We start from the raw sequence: 18,909 nt of genomic DNA, 5'->3' as shown, positions 1-18,909 counted from the left end.
TGGTAGGCTGCCAGAGTCGCATTCCATCGCCTCGTCCTCGCGATCACCCGGTCCGGAACCGCGCCGGTTCAATCGCCGGCGCCGTGATCGAGCATCAAGAATCGCCGCGCCGATCCCGACCGGTATCATCCTTCGGCAGCGCCGCATCGCCCCCTCCCGCGGTGCGCTCTCGTGCCTCCGTCTGCCCTGGTTTCGCCGGCGGGTCGAGGAGCCGTTCGAGCGCCTTCGCGTCGCCCTGCTTGCGCAGGATCTCCTTGAGCTCCTCGGCACGCAATTCCCGATCGATCTCCTCCTTGATCCGCGTCAGGGACCGGCGCGCCCGGCCGACCCAACGCCCCGCGTGCCGGGCAACGCGCGGCAGACGCTCGGGACCGATCACGATCAAGGCCACGACCATGATGATCAAGAGTTCGAAGAAACTGATGTCGAACATAGACGAGGCTCGCCGCCGTGGTCCGGCCTCAGACCTTGGGCGCCGGTTCCTTGCCCCGGTCAGCGCCCTGCTTGACGCTCTGATCAGTCCCCGACGGGGCTTCGCCAGTGCGCTGCTGGACCGTCGCCTCAACGTCGGCGGTCTCGCCAGCCCGCTCGGCCTCACGCTTCTCGGCCTCCTCGTCGCGCTTTTCCGCGTCCGACAGCGCACCGCGGAAGCCCTTGACGGCGTTACCGAGATCGGTACCGATGTTCTTAAGCCGCTTGGTCCCGAACAACAGCAGCACAATCAAGAGGATGATCAAGAGCTGCCAGATACTGATACCACCGACTCCCATGTTCTCCTCCAGACCTTCCTCTGCGGGAAGCCTTTACGCGTTCATTTAGTAGACAAGGTTGAACGGCAGCCGGGGTTGGGTAGGCCGATCCATCCCGGCCTCGAACAACGCCCCGCCACCAACAGCCGCCCCATCATATCCCAAGGCGCACGAAAGAGCAGAACAGTCGGAGAACCGACACGGGGCCTTCCCGCGCCGGGCGGGCCGCCCGATCTGGGCGCGCGAGGACCGGTTCAACCGGCGCGTCGCGCATGCTCTTCGAGCCCCGATAGGCCAAAGCGACGGTCCAGCTCATCCAAGACCGGCTGCGGCCCGAGCCCTTGGTGGGCCAACAAGACGAGACAGTGGAACCACAGATCCGCGATCTCGTGGACGAGCCGTTCGGGCTCGCCGTCCTTCGCCGCCATGACCGTCTCGGTCGCTTCCTCGCCGACCTTTTTCAGGATCGCATCGAGCCCCTTTCCGTAAAGCTTCGCGACATACGAGACATCCGGGTCGGCGCCTTTGCGCGCCTCCAGGACCGCGGCGAGACGGGCTAGGACCTCGGTGTCAGGCGTGGCCATAGATGGCCCTTGGATCCTTGATCACAGGCGCGATCTCGACCCAATTGCCGGTCGCGTCGAGCTCGCGGAAGAAACAGTTATGACGACCAGTATGACAAGCCATGCCGCCCTTCTGTTCAACCTCGATCAGGACAACGTCCGCGTCGCAATCGAGGCGGATCGCGTGGACCAGCTGCTGGTGTCCGGATTCCTCGCCCTTATGCCACAGGCGGCCCCGCGAGCGTGACCAGTAGACCGCATGACCGGTTTCGCGGGTCAACCGCAGGGACTCGCGGTTCATCCAGGCCATCATCAGGATGCGCCCGGTTCCGGTCTCCTGCGCGATCGCCGGGACCAGCCCCTGCGCATCCCACTTGATCTGATCGAGCCATTGTTCGTTCATCGGATCCCCGTCACGGAATCGGCGAGCCGTTGGCCGGCTGCGAAGTCGAGCGTGCCTTCATAGATGGCGCGTCCGGTGATGGCGCCCTGGATCCCGGCCCCTAGGGAGGCCTCGGCCAGCGCGCGGATATCGTCGAGATCCGTGATGCCGCCCGACGCGATGACCGGGATGCGGATCGCGTTGGCCAGTGCCCGCGTGGCTTCCAGATTCGGGCCGCTCAACATGCCATCGCGCCCGATGTCGGTGTAGATGATCGCACCGACGCCATCATCCTCGAAGCGCCGCGCCAATTCGTCGACCCGGTGCTCGGTGAGCTCGGCCCACCCCTTGATCGCGACCTGACCATCGCGGGCATCGAGACCGACCAAGATCTGGCCGGGGAACAGGGCGCAGGCCCGGGCGACGAATGCCGGCTCACGCACCGCCTGGGTTCCCAGGATACAGTAGCGTACACCGGCTTCCAGATAGGCGGCGATCGTCGCCTCGTCGCGGATGCCGCCGCCGACTTGGATCGGCAGGTCCGGGAAGGCCGCGGCGATCGCCCGGATGGCATCACCATTGACCGGGGTGCCGGCGAAGGCCCCGTTCAGGTCTACCAGGTGCAGCCGGCGCGCGCCAGCCGCGACCCAGCGTCCGGCCATCTCGACCGGGTCGTCGGAGAAGATGGTCTCGTCGTCCATCCGGCCCTGGCGCAAGCGCACACAACGGCCATCCTTCAAATCGATCGCGGGGATCAGCAGCATGGGGACCTGTCCTCGGTGCTCAGAGCGCGCCCTTGGTCGACGGGGTCAAGCCCGCCATACGCGGATCTGGTTCCACCGCCATCCGCAGCGCCCGACCGAAGGCCTTGAACAGCGTCTCGGCCTGATGGTGGGCGTTTTCACCGCGCAGATTGTCGATGTGCAAAGTGACCGCCGCATGATTGACGAAGCCCTGGAAGAACTCGCGGACCAAGTCGACCTCGAATGCGCCGATCCGGTCGCGCACGAACGGAACCTGAAAGACCAGCCCAGGACGGCCGGACAGATCGATGACCACGCGCGACAGCGCCTCATCGAGCGGCACATAGGCGTGACCGTAGCGGCGGATACCGCGCTTGTCGCCGAGCGCCCGCGACAACGCCTGACCGAACGTAATACCCAAATCCTCGACGGTGTGATGGGCATCGATGTGCAGGTCACCGGCGGCCTCGATCTCCAGGTCGATCAAGCCATGGCGCGCGACCTGATCGAGCATGTGTTCGAGAAAAGGCACGCCAGTCGCGAACCTTGAACGACCGGTGCCGTCCAGATCGAGGACGACCCGAATCCGGGTCTCCAGTGTCGCGCGCTCGACCTGAGCCGTGCGCTGACAGGATGTTTCCGCGGTCATGGGACTCCAGGGCCGAGGGCCCGACTTTACGAGCCAGCTATTAGAACCAAATAGATCACAACAGCGCAAGGTCAAGCGGCGCGGGAGCCTTCCTTCTTGCTTCGTCCCCCCGTGATTCGTGTTCAGCACCCGAAGGCCGCCGGGTCGGATGAAGGTCGGCGCAACAGCCAGCCACTCTCGGCACCCGGATCACGAGATCAATCACATAAGGGCGACACTTTGCGCTAGCAGTGGAAACGAAACAGTAAAGATCGTCCGGTTAAGCCAAAATCCTGGATACCAACAGACGCTGTGGATAACTCTGTGAACAAACCCTGCGCTATGACGCCAACCGCCCGCCGGACAAGGGCCAGCAACAGATTGACCAGTTTTCCAGCAGCCTAAAATTACATTTACAAACAAAATCTTGAGAAGCATGACCGAGAGGCCGCCAGCCAGCGACGGCGAGGCAGCCGCCGCCTCGGCGACCGGCGCCCGACTGTGGGTATTCGTGCGCACCTGCGACCCCGCGACCGGCCGCGACCGAGGGGGCCATCGGGTTCGCAGCGCAACCATGGTCGGCGCCAGGTTCCCGCGGCGCCGTAGTGGTCGCAGGGGCCCGGCCTGTTGGCCGCGCTTCTGTCATGACGGCGCCGCTCGAGCACCGCCAACGGTCGATAGTGAGCATAGACGGCGCCAATGCAGCAGTTGCGTTCCGACGCCAAAGACCTCAGGATAGCGCCGTCAGCGCCACGGATCAGGCACGATTGGACCGGTCTCGAGAGCCTTGTCGTGGGGCCAGGCACGACGACCCGGCTGGGTCGGCCGTCACCACCCGCGCACCCAACGGATCACAAGGCCAAGGCGCCGAACGTCAGCCACCCCTCTAAAGCAGTTGCCGCGGAAGTCGACCATGACACCTGCCGACCTCAACCCCGTCCGCGACCAGATTGCTTCCCGGATCATCGGGCAGCAGAAATTCGTCGACAGCATGCTGGTCTGCCTGTTGAGCGATGGGCATCTGCTGGTCGAAGGGCTTCCCGGCCTGGCCAAGACGACCGCCGTCAAGGCGTTGGCCGAAGCGCTGGAAGGGGACTTTCATCGCATCCAGTTCACGCCGGACCTGCTGCCGTCGGACCTGATCGGTACCGACATCTATCGCCACGAGAAGGGCGAGTTCGAGTTCCGCGCCGGCCCCTTGTTCCACAATGTACTGCTGGCCGACGAGGTCAACCGGGCCCCGGCCAAGGTGCAGTCGGCCCTGCTCGAGGCCATGGCCGAGCGGCAGATCACCGTAGGCCAACGAACCTATCCGCTACCTGGGTTCTTCATGGTGCTCGCGACGCAGAACCCGATCGAACAGGAAGGGACCTATCACCTGCCCGAGGCACAGCTCGATCGCTTCCTGATGCAGGCCGTGGTGACCTATCCCACCCGTGATGAAGAATTGCGCATCCTGGAACTCGACAGCCAACAACGGAAGGGACAAACACCCTCCACGACGACGCGCCTATCGCAGGCGGAACTGTTCGCGATGCGTCGCGACGTCGCCAACCTCTATCTGGATCCGCGCCTGCATCACTACATCGTCGACCTGGTCCAGGCGACGCGGATACCCAGGGCCTACGACGCGGATCTCGACCGCTGGTGCCGCTTCGGCGCCTCGCCCCGTGCCAGTATCGCGCTGGCCCGCTGCGCCCGCGCTCGAGCTTGGCTCGACGGCGATCCGTTCGTCGCGCCGCACCACATCCAGTCCGTCGCGCCGGAAATCCTGCGCCACCGCCTGCTGTTGACGTTCGAAGCCGAGGCCGAGGGTGTGACGACGGATATCTTCATCAACCGCCTGCTGAACCTGGTCGCGATCCCTTGACGGGAGCCGAGCCCGTGCCGTTCGGACACCCCAATGGCGATGCGGAAGGCCCGAGCCCGACATGAGTATCCATCCGCGTCTGGACGATCTGCTCGAGCTGCGCCACCAGGCGCACACGCTGGGCCTGGCCTCGCGCCACCTGGTCAATTCGTCTTTTTCCGGGCTCTATGCGTCGGTGTTTCGCGGGGCCGGTATCAATTTCGAAGAGGTGCGGGAATACCGCGAGGGCGACGACATTCGTTACATGGATTGGAAGGTCACGGCGCGGACCGACGAGCCGCACATGAAGATCTTTCGCGAGGAACGGGAGCGCAGCGTCCTGCTGTGCGTCGACAAAGGACCGCAGATGGATTTCGGTACCCGCGGCACCTTCAAGTCGGTGCAGGCCGCACGGGCGGCGGCCCTGATCGGCTGGGCAGCCAGTCGCCTCAATGACCGGGTCGGCGGTCTGGTTTTCGGCGGTGCGGCCGCCGGCCTGCGGCACCTGCGACCGGCCCGCGGGCGCCGCGCCTTGTGGCAATTGCTGCGCACCCTGAGCGAGGAATCGGCGCCGTCGGCACCGGCTATCCACGTCGAGTTACCTGGTGCGCTGAAACGGGCGAGCCGTGGCCTCCCGACCGGCTCGCTACTGTTCGTGTTTGCCGACCTCAATCGTGATCTGATCGACCTGGAACGTCCGCTCGGCAACCTGATTCATCGGCATTCGGTCGTCCTGCTGCCGGTCGATGATCCCGCCGATTGGTCGATTCCGGCGATGGGCGTCGTGAACTTCACCGGTGCTGACGGCCAACTGCTCGAGGTCGACACCGATGACCCACGCGCACGCCAGCTCTATCTGGATCTCTGGACGGCCCGCCGCTGCCAACTCATGGCGATGGCCCGCCGGCTGCGGATCATGGTGTTGCCGATCCGAACCGACCAGGAGATCCACCTGTCGTTACTCCGGGAACTCGAACAGCGAGCCCGGTCGAGGGCCTTCTGAATGGATCCGCCGCTGATCCCGAACGCCGACCAATTGCGCGACATCCACGTCTTCGATGGCGTCCCCTGGTGGCCCCCTGGTCCCGGCTGGTGGTGGCTCGCCGCGACGGCGATCCTGGGCTTCCTGGTGCTGCGCTGGCTGATGCGGCGGCGCGTCCTCATGTCCCAGCGTTGGTCCTGGCGGGGCCTGACGATCGGCGACTGGCGGCGGGCCGCAGCGCGCGCTCTCTCCGATCTGAGGCGACGGGCGCCCGGGCAGCCCGCGAAGGACACCGCCGGCGAGCTCTCCGAATTGCTGCGGCGGATCGCGATGGCGAGACTCGGACGGGCTGCCTGTGCCGGTTTGACTGGCCATCGCTGGCTGCTCTGGCTCGCCGCGAACGACCCGCGGGGCTTCGACTGGACCCATCACGGCACTGTCTTGCTCGAGGCCCCCTATGCACCGCCGGAGGCCGAGCTCGAGGCCACAACCCGGACGATCCTAACGACCCTGATCGACGCGACCGAGGCTTGGCTCGGCGCGCCGGCGAGGGGGGGCTCGGACCGATCGGGCGGCCGAGAGACCGCCGATGTTTGAGTTCCACTGGCCATGGGCGGCCGTGCTCGCGCCCTTGCCCTGGTTGCTGCGGATCGCATCGCGCCGCTTCCGCGCCGTGAGCCCGGCCACCCCGCCGCCGGCACCCCTCGAGGAGCAGCGCGTGACGCTGCGCCACCCACGTTTGGCCGATCTCAGTCGCACCTACCAGGCACGCACACCCGGTCGGCCACTCGCCAGTCGCCTCTATCCGGTGCTGTTGGGCTTGCTGTGGTTGGCCTTGGTTTTGGTCCTGATGCGGCCACAGTGGCTCGAGTCTCACACCGAGGTCAGCCGCCCGGGCTACGATCTGATGCTCTCAGTCGATGCATCGCACTCGATGAATGCGATCGATTTCTCGATCGACGAGCGCCAAGTGACACGGATGGCCGTCGTCAAGGGCGTGATGGGTCGCTTCATCGAGCAACGCGAGGGCGACCGGATCGGCCTGATCGTTTTCGGCACGCAGGCCTTCTTGCTGTCACCGCTCAGTCTTGATCGTGCGGCGGTGCGCCTGATCCTCGACGGCATCGAACCGAGCATCGCAGGACCCGCGACCGCGCTCGGCGATGGGATCGCGTTGGGCGTTCGCGCCTTGCGCGACCGCCCCGAGGGCTCGCGCGTCATGATCGTGATCGCCGATGGTGACAACAATGCCGGACAGTTTTCGCCCGGGGAAGCCGCCTCGTTGGCCCAACACGAAGGTGTCCGGGTCTACGTGATCGGGGTCGGCACCGTGGCCGAGCAGATCCCGATCATCGAGGGGGGCCGGCTGCGTTACCGCGACGATCTAGCCATGGACGAGACGGTGCTGAAACGGATCGTCGAGACCACGGGAGGGGCCTACTTTCGCGCGACCGATACCGCCGGACTCGAAGCGATCTCGCGGGAGATCGACCGGCTGGAAAAGACCCAGGCCGAGGCCCGCACCGTGCTGTTACCGCGCCCGCTATACCGCTGGCCGCTCGGGGTCGCGCTGCTGATCCTGTTGGTGCTGGGCCTCTTCCCCGGCGGGCGACGACGCGTCTTACGGAGCCCAGCCAATGCCTGAGGGCGGCTTCCATTTCGCGCAACCCCTCTGGTTCTGGCTGCTCCTGACGCTGATCCCGGTCGCCTGGTGGCTCTGGCGCAGTGCCGCGCGCGCGGCCCGCGGCCCCATCCACCGGTACGCCGACCCGCATCTGATGCCGCACCTGACAGGCACCCGCGAACCAAAGGCGCGCGAACGCTGGGGCCGCTTCCTGTACTGGTCACTGCTTTGGACGCTGCTGGTCGCGGCGATGGCCGGGCCGCGTTGGGATTACGAAGACCGCCCGCTGCGCGACCCCGGCCGCCACCTGTTGATCCTGCTGGACATCTCCCGATCGATGCTCGTCGAGGATGTCGCCCCGAATCGACTGATTCGGGCGCGCCACGAGATCGAGGACCTGCTGAGGCTGGGTCAGGATCTCCGTCTTGGGCTGATCGCCTTCGCCTCGGTTCCGCACCTGATCTCGCCGGTCAGCGACGATACCGCCGTGATCCGCGCGAGCCTGCCGGTGCTGACGACGGACATGGTGCGCCTGCAGGGAACGCGGTTGCTTCCGGCGCTGGACCGGGCCGAACGCCTGCTCGCGAGCCTGCCGGACGAGGCAAGTCGCGCGATCCTTCTGATCTCCGATGGCGACTTCGACGAGCCGGGACTCGCCGAGCGCGTCGCCGAATTAGCCGCTCGCGGGATCCGTGTGCATGCCCTCGGCGTCGGTACCGCCGACGGCGGACGGGTTCCCGGACCGCAGGGCGGCTCGGTGATCGATCATCGTGGACAACCGGTAAGGTCGGTCCTCAACGAGGCGCTGATGCGCGACCTGAGCACGGCCGGAGGTGGCGTCTACCGTCAGGCCAGTCGGGGTGACGAGGACACGCGCGCGATCCTCAAGGCCGCGACCGCAAGCCCTAGCGCCACCCGGATCTCCGATGACCGTGCCCTGATTTGGAACGAGCGCTACTATGTCCCGGTCCTACTGGTCATGACCCTGTTACTTTTCCGGTTCTTGCCATGGCCACCGCGCCAGCGGAGGACCCGCGAATGATCCGGACGAGACCCTTGATCGTCGTGGTGCTCGCCCTGGTCCTGACCACGACAGCCAACGCCGGGTGGTTCCAGAACCGCGAGCAGGAGGCGTTCGCCGCTTTTCGCGATGGTGACTATGATGAAGCCGCCGCTGGCTTCGCCGATGACTTCCGCCGTGGCGTGGCCCTGTACCGCGCCGGGCGCTTCGAGGAAGCCGCGCGGGCATTCGAGCAGGTCGAGCGTCCGGCGGTTCACGAGGAGGCCCGCTACAACCTCGGCAACTCCCGCTTCCAGCTCGGTGACTTCGTTGGCGCGATCGACGCCTATGAAGAGGTCCTGCGACTGGATCCGACCCATGACGACGCCCACCACAATCTGAGTCTGGCCCGGGCCATGCTCGGCTATCCGGACGAGGAGCCGGCCGACCAAGACCCCGCCGAACCGGAAGCCTCCGATCGACAGGAGCCGCAAGCCGGCGATGAAGAGCAGGATCCCGACCAGATGCAGCCCGGGGAGGATCAGGAGACCGACGACGATCAAGCGAGCGAGGACGATCAAACGCAGAGCGGCGACCAAGAGACCGAGGACGATCGGACCCAGGACGGCGATCAGGAGACCCAGGACGACCAGACCCAGAGCGGCGACCAAGAGGCCGAGGATGATCAGACCCAAGACGGCGATCAGGAGACCCAGGACGACCAGACCCAGAGCGGCGACCAAGAGGCCGAGGACGATCAGACCCAGGACGGCGATCAGGCGACCCAGGACGACCAGACCCAGAGCGGGGATCGAGGGACCGAGGACGATCAAACGCAGAACGGAGATCAGGACACCGACGACGATCGGACGCAGAGCGAGGATCGAGAGACCGACGAGGATCAGACCCGGAGCCGCGATGCCGAACAGGAAGCCGCCGATGCCGATGAGGGGCGCGATGACGACCGCGGGGTCGAGCCTGAGGATGGGCTCGATCGGGAACCGCGCGAAGAGGTCGTCGATGACGCCGGCGCCGATGCCGACGACACGCGTGAGCCAAAGCAGGGTGCCGCGGCCGACAGCGAGGATTCCGAAGAGATGACGTCTGAGCCGATCGATGAAGGTCCCGAGGACACGCACGGCGCACGGGACGAGGATACGCCGAGACCCGGCGCCTCACCGGATGTAGAGGGCGAGCTTCACGACGACAGCGCTACCGGGGCCGATGCGGACCATCGTTCCGCCGACGCCCCGACCGAGTTACCGGACGATGCCGCCGCAGGCGGGCCGACCGAAGCGCTGGATCCGGATGAGGCGCTCGGCGATCAGCCGCGCGAAGGCCGCGAAGCCGACGACCCGGCCAGTGCGCTCGCCGGTGACCCGACGATCGGTCCAGACCTGACCCCGCTCGAGATCATGATCCTCGAAGAACGGCTCGATCTCGTTGGCGGCGACCCGGCCGAACTGCTGCGCAACCAGTTCCGGCTCGAGGAGTTGCGCCTTCAGCAGGTCGAAGGCCCCGTGCACGAGAGCCGACCCTGGTGAGTTCGCGCACGGATGGCCGCCGCTCGCGACGGATCAGACCGATCCTCGCCGCCGTCTTCCTGTCGCTGTTGCTAGTGTCACTCGCGGTGCAAGGCCCCTGCGTCGCGGCATCCGCGGCCGGTACCGAGCCACCCCGGAACTGGGCATACCGTCCCCTCCCGCCGGACCAGACCCGCAGCCAATACCCGGGCTACCCCACTCACCCGGGCTTCGGATATGGCTATCCCGGTTGGCCCCCCGGACCTGGCCTGCGGCCGATGCCGCCACCCGGCCTGATGCCAGCTCCGCGCCCGCAAGCACCGGCTGCGCCTGCGAGAACGGAGCGGGCACCGAGGATCGAGCTCGAGGTGACCGAAAGCCGTCCCTATCAACTCGAGAATGTCCTGGTTCGCGTGCGTCTCGTCAGCGATGCGAACCTGGCCACCGCGAATCCCGAGGCACTCGCGACCGACGACGCGCTCTGGCAACGGCTGGCCGGACCCACGACCTATCCGAGGGTCAGCCAGGGCCGCAGCGAGATCGTCAATGAATACGTCTACATCCTGCGGCCGCTGCGCGCCGGTCACCTCGAGGTTCCACCGATCGTCGTGAGTGGTCGCGAAATCAGGCCCCACGGCCAGGATGGGCCCCGCTACGAGGCCATCAGTCAGCCGGTTCACCTGCAGGTCCAGCCGGCCGAGCCCGGCGTCACGCCCTGGCTCCCGCTGCAAGGACTCACGCTGAAGGCCGATCTCGATGATCGGGACCGGATCGAACCGGGGCGGCCCGTCCGGCTCGCGTTGCAGCTCGAGGCGGTCGGCGCGACCGGCGATCAACTGCCGAGTCTCGAAACGCAGCTCCGCGCGAGCGACTTGCGGCTGTACCGCGAGCGCACCTCAGCCGCGGCCCACCTGTCGTCGGACGGCCGCCTGGTAGGACAGCGGACCGAGTATTACACCTTGGTTCCGGAAGCCGGCCGACACCTGCGTCTGCCAGAACTTCGAGTCGCTTGGTGGAACACCGAAACGGGCGCCCGGGAGGTCGCAGCCTTGCCGATCCAAACCCTCGGCCCCGCTGCTGCGAGCGGCTTCAATCTGTCTCGACCAAGCGCCGATTGGCGCATCTGGGATCCACTGTGGCTGCCCTTGATCGTCTTGACTTTGCTGCTGATCGGCTATTGGGTGGGGGTCGGGTTGCGCCAATTGGCCTCGTCGCGACGGCGCCACCCGCGCGCTACGCCGTCACCCTTCGTCGCTGCTTCCGCCTTCTTCCGTGACCGGTCGCGTGTGCTCATCCCGCGCCGCCAGGCGCGGTGGGTTCTGGATCGGCTCCTTCGGGCATTGCCGCCCGCGACGCGGCTGCGCCGGAGAATCCGGTTCGCGAACCGGGCGACGACACCAGCGGAATGGCTCACGCGCTTCCAGCAGCGGGCAAGCTGGCACGGACCCGCGCTCGGCGCGTCGACCGGCCGACTGACCGAGCAGGTGCTGCGCTCTTATCCTGCTGCGAACCGGGAGCGCATCGAAATCCTGGAACGGCAACTCGACGGGGCGATCTATGCCGGACAGGAACTCGACCTTCCCCGCTGGAAAGGCCAGCTGGGCCGGGAGATCTCCTTCGTCAACCGGTTTTGGCGATCGTACCGCTCTAGCTGGTTGCAGCGACCCGAGTTACCGCCCCTAAACCCGCGTTGATCGAACGTCCGCCGGCGGCGAGCCGCCCTCGTGCCCGTTCGCTCGGTCTCAGTCCTTGCGACCGGCAACCCAGCGCAGCCCGAAACCATGGGCCTGATCCATGACTTGGTGGTCCCGGTAATACTCCACCAGCTTGGTGACCCGGATGTTGCCGCGGTCGTTTTCGAGCAGCGCGAGAGCACACATGTTCTGATCGTTGCGATGGCTGTCGAGGCGGATCTCCAACGTCGGCTGATCGGGGGTACGAATGGTGATGACGGCATCGGTCGCCGCCCAATTCGGCACACCCTGGTAGATGAAGGCATAGATCAACACCCGGTCCAGTGCATCCCACTGGCGACCATTGATGTGCAAAAACTCCCCTTGGGTATCGGCCCCGGTCCGGTCGTCACCCATCAACTGGACATAAGGCGGTTGCTGGAGGCTTCCGAACGCATTGCCGAGCGCCTGCACGGCACCGGCCTGGCCGGTACGGAGCTTGTAAAGGCATCCGAGATCCAGGTCGATGCCGGAGGGTCCCATCAGGCGTGCAAAGAAGCCGCCACCACCACCACCGCTCGGGTTCTGGTTCCAATTGAGATTGATCACGATCTCTCCGAAGCCGCGCCCGCCTTTTTCGAGCGAGATCGGCGCGCGTTTTTCGAGCGTGATCTTCTCCAGGCGCACCGGCTTCGGTGGTGGAGCCGCTGGTGGCGGCGGTGGCGCCGCGGCAGGTTTGGGTGGCGGCGGTGCCGCGAGCGGCTTGGGCGCGGATGATGGAGCTGGCGGCGGCGCGGGGCTGGCCACGACCACGCCGAAGTGTGCGGCCAGCGGCGCCAAACCGCCGTTGAAGCCCTGGCCGACGGCGCGTAGTTTCCACTCCTGCTGGCGGCGGTAGATCTCGCAGAAGACCATCGCGACCTCGGAACGACCCGCGAGCGGCACATCGAACCGGGCAATCTCCTGACCGGTGTCGGCATCGAGCGCCCGAACCCAAGCGGATTGGAGCGAGCCGAAGGTCTGACGGCGCGTCTCGCCATCATGGATCGTGACACAGAAGGCCACCTTGTCGATCGCGGCCGGAAGACGATTCAGCTCGACCGTGAAGGCCTGTCGCTCGCTCGCCGACGCCGAGGCCAACGCCACGGCACCGTCGCCGGTTCTCGGATTGTTGTAGAAGACCATGTCGTCATCGCTGCGAACCTGGCCGTCCGCCGCGAGCAGGAAGGCGCTGGCATCGATCTCCAGTCCAGCTACATTCGGCGGCGACCACCCGACGGCCAAGGTGACGCGTGACGGCCGGGTCGAGGCACCCGATAGGGAGGTGTTGGCACCGGGCTGGAGATGTGTGCTGGCCATGGCCACTCCTGTTGGTCTCGAGGAAAGTTCGAAGGATCGCCTTCCGGGCGATGACGGAATCCGGAGGCACTCGCGCCCGGCACGGGGATCATGCAGACGATTCGGGCCAGCCCCGGCGGTTGGCCGCCGGGCTGGATCGATAGGTCCGCGGCGGATTACTACTGGATGCCGAAATCGCGGGCGACGGCCGCCAGACCGCCGGCGTAGCCTTGACCGACGGCCTTGAACTTCCATTCGTCGCCGTGACGATAGAGTTCGCCGAAGATCACAGCGGTCTCGAGCGAGAAGTCCTCGGACAGGTCGAAACGGACGATCTCCTTCTGATCGGCATCATTGACGCCGCGGATGAAGGCATTGGTGACCTGACCAAAGTTCTGGCGGCGCGCGTCCGCGTCGTAGATGGTCGCCACGAAGACGACCTTCTTCGCCGCGGCCGGCACACGGGCCAAATCGACCTTGATTACCTCGTCGTCGCCCTCCCCCTCGCCGGTCAGGTTGTCCCCCTGGTGGGTGACCGCCCCGTCCGGATCCTTGAGGTTATTGAAGAAAACGAAGTGTTGTGGTGACAGGGCCTTGCCGTCGTCACCGACAATCAGTGCCGAGGCATCCAGATCGAATGGTGCGCCATCGGTGCTCCGTGCATCCCAGCCGAGGCCGAAATGGAGGCGACTGAGCCCAGGCGCTTCCTTCGTCAACGAGACATTGCCGCCCTTGGTCAGCGAGACTGCCATACTTGTGATCTCCGAAAACGGATGCGTTGACAACAAAGAGATTCTGGAACGCCGCGGGCGGCGACCTTTCTGGGTCGCCGCCGCGCGGACCGAAGACTACGCGAAGACGCGCGGCCGGGCTAGACCCGGACGCCGTACTGCTGACACATGGCTCGCAGGCCACCGGCATAGCCCTGGCCGATCGCGTTGAACCGCCATTCACCGCTATGGCGATAGAGCTCAGCGAACACCATTGCGGTCTCGGTAGAGTAATCTTCACCGAGGTCGAAGCGCACGATCTCGACACCGTTGCTCTGATCGACCAAGCGGATATAGGCGTTGCCGACCTGACCGAAATTCTGGCGGCGCTCCGGGGCATCGTGGATCGTGACCGTGAACGCGATCTTCTCGACCTGCGGCGGGACCGCCGGCAAGTCGACCATGATGACTTCGTCATCTCCTTCGCCCTCACCGGTCAGATTGTCGCCCGTGTGGGTCACCGATCCATCCGTCGACTGCAGGTTGTTGTAGAAAATGAAGTCCTGATCCGACGAGACCTTGCCATTGGCGCCAAGCAGGAAAGCGGACGCATCCAAGTCGAAATCCGCGCCATCGGTGACGCGGGGATCCCACCCGAGCCCGACGTGGACGACACGCAGGCCGGGGGCCTCCTTATCAAGTGATACGCGACCACCCTTTTGAAGTGATACTCCCATGGTGATGAGTCTCCTATCGCTGTTGGAGTGACGACACTCCCGTTGCGCCGATCGGCAGGTTGACGACCACCCTGTACTGGGCAGCCACCGATCGACAGGTTTCTCGAGGCCGTACCCTTCGGGCCGCGACCTGATCCGACCCGGCGGCGGGGGGCCGACCGACCGCCCTAGAGACCGAAATCGTTCGGATCCAGTCCCAATTCCAGGCACATGCGGCGGACGACGGCCCGCTCCTTGTCGTCGAAATGACCGTCGGCGGCACCGATGACGCAGCAGGCGCGCACCAATAGTCGTGCCTCGTCGGGCTTTCGGCCGAGCTTGCCGATGGTTTTCAAGGCCTGGGCCTCGCCGATCCCGAAATCGAATTCGAAGTGACTGGTGTACTTGTTGAAAAGCGCGATGACCTCGCTTGCATTGTATAAGGACAGAACTTCCGAGGTCTGCATGAAGCCCATCATCTTCTGTTTTTCGTCGGGCTTGACCACGCCGTCCGCATTCGCGACCAAGGCGCAACCGGCGACGCAGGCCTCGAGGAAATCGCGGTTGCGCACGCGCGCGACTTCCTCTTTGAGACCACGCGTCATGTCAGTGAATCTTTGGCGAAAAAGATCGAGCATTATCGTATCTCGCTCACATTGATGCCAAACCGCCTCCAGAGCCCAAGTCGGCAAAGCTTTGGATGGACGGCCTCATTGACCAGAACCCTGACCGAAGGTTCACATTTGGGCGATTGTCGAAGAACCCTGTACCGGATCGCGCGGGATCGTCGCTTGCATTCGATACGCGCCGACCGTTGCTGGCGCAACCCGAGAGGCGGGCGGAAAAACGAGCGAGCGGCGCGCACGAGATCCCAGCAATCCCCTGAGCGTCCGGCGGCCAGCGACATCAAGGAAGACTGGCCGAGATCAACGGCATCATGTCCTTGAAGGTACGGCCATAGCCCTTGTCACCAACAGCCCGCATGCGCCACTGACCCTCCTGCCGGTCAATCACGGCGACGACCAGGCCCGTGTGGTCGCCGCCATCGAGGCTGATATCGTAACGCGCGATCTCCTCTCCGCTGCGGCGGTCGACGAGCCGGCAGAAGGCGCTGGGTATGCCGGAGAAGGAATCGTTGAGGAACGAGTTGACGGTGAAGACCAGCGCGACGATGTTCGCGGGCACCTGGTCGAGTTGCAGGTCGATCCGTTCGTTCTCGCCGCCCCCGCCGCCGGCTCGATCGTCGCCCGTATGCCGGATACTGCCACACCGGCTCGTCAACTGCCGAAACCAGACCTGATCTTGGAGCTCGCGCTGCTCATCGAACAACAAGCAGGATGCGTCCAGATCGACATCGACCTCGGTCGTGCGCAACAGGCCTTTGCGCTTGCGCCGCCCCCATCCAAGTCCCATCGAGACATCCGACAGACCAGCACCGTTCTTCTCCAACGAGATACGTTGACCCTTTTCCAGATTGATCGCCATCTTGCGTTCTCCTGTCGTTACATTTGACCGCACCTTCGCAACCGGACCCAGCACCCAGATGCGCACGAGACTCCGACACCCGCCGTATTCCTTATTTCTGATGAAGCCACCCCGGTTGGCGCTGAGATGGGGTCGTCCCGTCGCTCGCCGAGCCCTGGCCCGAGTGACCGGCTATCCTCCCAACCGAGTTCAGGCATCGACCATCTGAACGATTGCCAACCGGCCGTCCGGTTCCCGGGAAAAAAGCAAGCGTATCCCATCCTTCAGGGCCACCCGACCACCGATCGGAATGGCGCTGTTGCGGTCGAGGTCGAACAAGTCAGGCAACCTCTCATTGACGAACCACCAGACCTGATTATGCAGCACGAAATAACCGACCCGCCGGCGATCCTCCGCGGAGAGGCGTTCGTTCGGCGACAGGTTGCGTCGAACATGCCACCGAAACAGGGATTGGTCCGTGTACACCATCAGGCGGTGATCATCGAGGGTGAACTGTCCGCCGCGCCGGGACGAATAGAAATTCAGAACCGGCAACTTACCGACAAAGGGGGTGCCGCAAAAGGGGCAGGCCGGCGAGTAGGTATTGTCGAAGACGTACCAGCCTTGGTCGCACGTTGGATTCACGCAGGGTTGCAGTAGATCCGCCGTCTTGACCAGGGCGTGCTCCCAATCATCGGCGGTGGGGCGCGCGCCAGGCTGGTGCAGACCATCTATGAAGGCCCGGTCGAACAACGGGGTCAGATAGGGCCCGGTCACCCGATAGGGAATCTTACGGGTATCCTTCCATGGCAATTCCGAGTCCCGGGCCAGATCGGCACGGATTCGATTGGATAGATCGAGCGGATGCTCGATGAACAGCGCCCGCTCCCCCATCGCGAGCGCCTCGTCGCGTTGCGGATCCGGATCATGAACCTTGTCGCCGCGCAGCGGGTGACGGTAGAGCAGGTACATGTAGATCAGCACGGCCAACGCGTGGCGATCGGTCGCGATGCTGGGCAAGTGGCGTCCCGGATCATGCCGGTCCAGATGACTGGTCATCACGACCTCGGGCGCGATGAAATCCGGTGTTCCGACCACGTCGGGCGGGAATTTGCCCGGGACGACCAGCCCGTCGAGGTCGATCAGACAGGCATCGCCGGTGCGCGGATCGATCAGCGCATTCTTGTAGGATAAATCGCTGTGGGCCAGCCCAGCGGCGTGCAGACGCCGGGCCGCTCGCGCCAAGCGGATGCCGATGCGCAGATAGTTCAGCCAGTTGCCACGTTCACGCTGATCGAGGAAGCGTGACTGGTTGTGGGCGCTCGCGAACCATTTGCCCTCCTTTTCGCGGCCGCGGATCCCGAGCATGTCGTCGTTCTTGGAGCCGAATTCGAAGAAGAAGGGCTTCCGATAGGCTGGCACGACGACACCGACCTTTCCCTCGTGTTCGACGACCCCGGTCGGCCAACAGAAGACCTCGTTCCAGTAGTCGCCGCCCACTTGACCGAAGATGCCGTCGCGATACGAACCGGCGATCATCATCAGGCGCTCCCGGGCCTGCGCGTCCTGCGGGTCGCGAAACAGGGCCACGACATACGAACGATCCGGGGAGAAATAGACGTCCTTCATGGCCCCGGAGCCGATCATCTTGTCGACGAGCTCCACCCGTTGGCCTTCGAGGGTGGTGAGGCGGATGACTTGGCCCATGGTGTCGTTCACCAGAAGATGGCGATCGTCCGATCGTCATGGTTTCCGGGGCTCCAGAAATCGAGCCACCGGAGCAGGTCGGCGACCGGGTCCTCGGCCTCGAGGATCGGTTGCACCTGACCCCAGAAGGCGTCCCACGCGGCCTTCTCGGCCAGTGCCTGATCCGATGCGAAATGCGCGTCGCTTACGCCATCCGTCATCACTAACAGACCGAGCAGATCAGAGACGCGCAGAACGTGTATTCGGGTCATGATCTCGTTCGCATCACCAACGATCGAGCGATCCAGGAACCGGGTTTGACCCGCGAACGCACCGCCGTCGGGCTCCCCAAGCAGGGTGGCACCCGCCTCCTCCAAGACCACCATCGCGCCGTCGCCGGCCCAGAAGGTGATGACGATGTGTTCATCGCCCAACATGCGGTGGGCGGCCAAGAGCAGCGTCGTCGCGTAATCCCGCGGCGACAACCCCTGACGATCGGCAGTCTCTTCGATCGCTTTGACGGCGGCCAGCGCCGCTCCGCCCAAGACCTCGTAGGCCTTGGTCCGCATCTGCCGCGTCGCGACCGGGTCGGCTTCCGGTATGCCTTTCGCGGCCAGCGTCAAGGCGTCACCCAGCTCTCCGGCCAAACGCTCGGCCGCAAAATCGGCGGCGACATTCGCCACGATCCGTGACCCGGTCCGCGCCTGCTCGGCGCTACCGGCACCATCGGTCACCGCGATCAGGCTCCACGGACTGTCATCGCGGACCCGAACGCAAAAATCGTCATCACGAAAACCACCGAAATGCGCATGTGACCGGCCGCGTTTGCTCGCAGCCAGGATACGCCGTCCCGCTCCCGCCGGGATCAAACAGCCGTCGGCATCCGGCTTCCAGCCGGGTGCGTTGCGATCCGACGGGCGATCCTGCCACAGGGTCCGTGGGTCCGGATTGACGGTCAGCGGCACGTTGGCCGTCATCTGGGGACGATCCTCCGACGTACCATGGAAGCGATACCTAACCGTCAATGAGAAGTCACCGGAACGGGTCGGCGTGCCATGAACCGAGCGATCCGCGGCCCGATAGGTCAGTCCGAGCCCGTCCGGGATCGTACACTCGATGATCTCGGTGGCATCCGGATCACCGCCTCGGACGATGAGTCGAGCCGAGAAGGGCTCGTCAACCCGGGCATTCGCGCTGATCGCGAAGGCGAGCTTTGGGGACGCCAAAGGCGCCCCATCCCGGACCGACTCGGCGTCATCTTCGGGCGCCGCAGTCGCTG

The 18,909-nt window shown here is 65.1% G+C and carries 20 protein-coding genes; 7 read left to right on the top strand and 13 right to left on the bottom strand.

All coding sequences use genetic code 11. From position 1 onward, the window contains the following. Positions 1 to 94 precede the first annotated feature (94 nt). The 6 genes from tatB to hisB form a co-directional block, all read right to left on the bottom strand. A complete protein-coding gene (gene tatB / locus ABC977_RS05070) occupies positions 95 to 433 on the bottom strand; it encodes a Sec-independent protein translocase protein TatB (protein ID WP_369666156.1) in 339 nt (112 codons plus the stop codon). 28 nt (positions 434 to 461) lie between these two features. Beyond that, complete coding sequence (gene tatA / locus ABC977_RS05065; protein ID WP_369666155.1) at positions 462 to 770, bottom strand: Sec-independent protein translocase subunit TatA; 309 nt, start codon at positions 768 to 770, stop codon at positions 462 to 464. Between the two features lie 233 nt (positions 771 to 1,003). After that, positions 1,004 to 1,333, bottom strand: a complete 330-nt coding sequence (locus ABC977_RS05060; protein ID WP_369666154.1) for a phosphoribosyl-ATP diphosphatase — start codon at positions 1,331 to 1,333, stop codon at positions 1,004 to 1,006. Continuing rightward, on the bottom strand, positions 1,320 to 1,715 hold the full coding sequence (gene hisI, locus ABC977_RS05055) for a phosphoribosyl-AMP cyclohydrolase (protein ID WP_369666153.1): 396 nt from the start codon (positions 1,713 to 1,715) through the stop codon (positions 1,320 to 1,322). The genes ABC977_RS05060 and hisI overlap by 14 nt, the downstream gene beginning before the upstream one ends. Then, positions 1,712 to 2,458: a 1-(5-phosphoribosyl)-5-[(5-phosphoribosylamino)methylideneamino]imidazole-4-carboxamide isomerase gene (gene hisA / locus ABC977_RS05050; RefSeq protein WP_369666152.1), complete on the bottom strand. Its 747-nt coding sequence runs from the start codon at positions 2,456 to 2,458 to the stop codon at positions 1,712 to 1,714. The genes hisI and hisA overlap by 4 nt, the downstream gene beginning before the upstream one ends. A 19-nt stretch (positions 2,459 to 2,477) precedes the next feature. Next, positions 2,478 to 3,086, bottom strand: a complete 609-nt coding sequence (hisB, locus tag ABC977_RS05045) for an imidazoleglycerol-phosphate dehydratase HisB (protein ID WP_369666151.1) — start codon at positions 3,084 to 3,086, stop codon at positions 2,478 to 2,480. Positions 3,087 to 3,978: 892 nt separating this feature from the next. Here hisB and ABC977_RS05040 point away from each other — a divergent pair. The 7 genes from ABC977_RS05040 (at position 3,979) to ABC977_RS05010 (ending at position 11,737) form a co-directional block, all read left to right on the top strand. Next, positions 3,979 to 4,935: an AAA family ATPase gene (locus tag ABC977_RS05040; RefSeq protein WP_369666150.1), complete on the top strand. Its 957-nt coding sequence runs from the start codon at positions 3,979 to 3,981 to the stop codon at positions 4,933 to 4,935. A gap of 61 nt (positions 4,936 to 4,996) precedes the next feature. Beyond that, complete coding sequence (locus tag ABC977_RS05035; RefSeq protein WP_369666149.1) at positions 4,997 to 5,917, top strand: DUF58 domain-containing protein; 921 nt, start codon at positions 4,997 to 4,999, stop codon at positions 5,915 to 5,917. Next, positions 5,918 to 6,493, top strand: coding sequence for a DUF4381 domain-containing protein (locus ABC977_RS05030; RefSeq protein ID WP_369666148.1), 576 nt, complete (start codon positions 5,918 to 5,920; stop codon positions 6,491 to 6,493). Next, positions 6,486 to 7,541, top strand: coding sequence for a VWA domain-containing protein (locus ABC977_RS05025; protein ID WP_369666147.1), 1,056 nt, complete (start codon positions 6,486 to 6,488; stop codon positions 7,539 to 7,541). The genes ABC977_RS05030 and ABC977_RS05025 overlap by 8 nt, the downstream gene beginning before the upstream one ends. Continuing rightward, positions 7,534 to 8,562, top strand: a complete 1,029-nt coding sequence (locus tag ABC977_RS05020) for a vWA domain-containing protein (protein WP_369666146.1) — start codon at positions 7,534 to 7,536, stop codon at positions 8,560 to 8,562. The genes ABC977_RS05025 and ABC977_RS05020 overlap by 8 nt, the downstream gene beginning before the upstream one ends. Beyond that, complete coding sequence (locus tag ABC977_RS05015; protein WP_369666145.1) at positions 8,559 to 10,064, top strand: tetratricopeptide repeat protein; 1,506 nt, start codon at positions 8,559 to 8,561, stop codon at positions 10,062 to 10,064. The genes ABC977_RS05020 and ABC977_RS05015 overlap by 4 nt, the downstream gene beginning before the upstream one ends. A 347-nt stretch (positions 10,065 to 10,411) precedes the next feature. After that, on the top strand, positions 10,412 to 11,737 hold the full coding sequence (locus ABC977_RS05010) for a hypothetical protein (protein WP_369666144.1): 1,326 nt from the start codon (positions 10,412 to 10,414) through the stop codon (positions 11,735 to 11,737). A gap of 48 nt (positions 11,738 to 11,785) precedes the next feature. Here ABC977_RS05010 and ABC977_RS05005 read toward each other — a convergent pair whose 3' ends face one another. The 7 genes from ABC977_RS05005 to ABC977_RS04975 all read right to left on the bottom strand — a co-directional run bounded on the left by ABC977_RS05005 (position 11,786) and on the right by ABC977_RS04975 (position 18,856). Continuing rightward, positions 11,786 to 13,075 carry a TerD family protein gene (locus tag ABC977_RS05005; protein ID WP_369666143.1) on the bottom strand — a complete coding sequence of 430 codons (1,290 nt, stop codon included), beginning with the start codon at positions 13,073 to 13,075 and terminating at the stop codon, positions 11,786 to 11,788. Positions 13,076 to 13,233: 158 nt separating this feature from the next. Continuing rightward, complete coding sequence (locus ABC977_RS05000; RefSeq protein ID WP_369666142.1) at positions 13,234 to 13,806, bottom strand: TerD family protein; 573 nt, start codon at positions 13,804 to 13,806, stop codon at positions 13,234 to 13,236. Positions 13,807 to 13,925: 119 nt separating this feature from the next. Then, positions 13,926 to 14,501, bottom strand: coding sequence for a TerD family protein (locus ABC977_RS04995; protein ID WP_369666141.1), 576 nt, complete (start codon positions 14,499 to 14,501; stop codon positions 13,926 to 13,928). A 167-nt stretch (positions 14,502 to 14,668) separates the two neighbouring features. After that, positions 14,669 to 15,085 (bottom strand): tellurite resistance TerB family protein, encoded by a 417-nt coding sequence (locus tag ABC977_RS04990; RefSeq protein ID WP_369666140.1) that lies wholly within the window; start codon positions 15,083 to 15,085, stop codon positions 14,669 to 14,671. 301 nt (positions 15,086 to 15,386) lie between these two features. Next, complete coding sequence (locus ABC977_RS04985; RefSeq protein WP_369666139.1) at positions 15,387 to 15,965, bottom strand: TerD family protein; 579 nt, start codon at positions 15,963 to 15,965, stop codon at positions 15,387 to 15,389. Between the two features lie 189 nt (positions 15,966 to 16,154). Then, entirely contained in the window at positions 16,155 to 17,663 is a 1,509-nt protein-coding gene (locus tag ABC977_RS04980) for a helix-hairpin-helix domain-containing protein (RefSeq protein ID WP_439849157.1), read from the bottom strand. Continuing rightward, a complete protein-coding gene (locus ABC977_RS04975) occupies positions 17,660 to 18,856 on the bottom strand; it encodes a PP2C family serine/threonine-protein phosphatase (protein ID WP_369666138.1) in 1,197 nt (398 codons plus the stop codon). Before ABC977_RS04975 ends, ABC977_RS04980 begins: the two co-directional genes overlap by 4 nt. Positions 18,857 to 18,909: the final 53 nt, after the last annotated feature.

It is taken from the genome of Thioalkalicoccus limnaeus, assembly GCF_041197575.1.
In the GTDB taxonomy this organism is placed as follows: domain Bacteria; phylum Pseudomonadota; class Gammaproteobacteria; order Chromatiales; family Chromatiaceae; genus Thioalkalicoccus; species Thioalkalicoccus limnaeus.
Note: the sequence above shows the minus strand (reverse complement) of the source record. Positions and strands in the feature narration are given on the sequence as shown.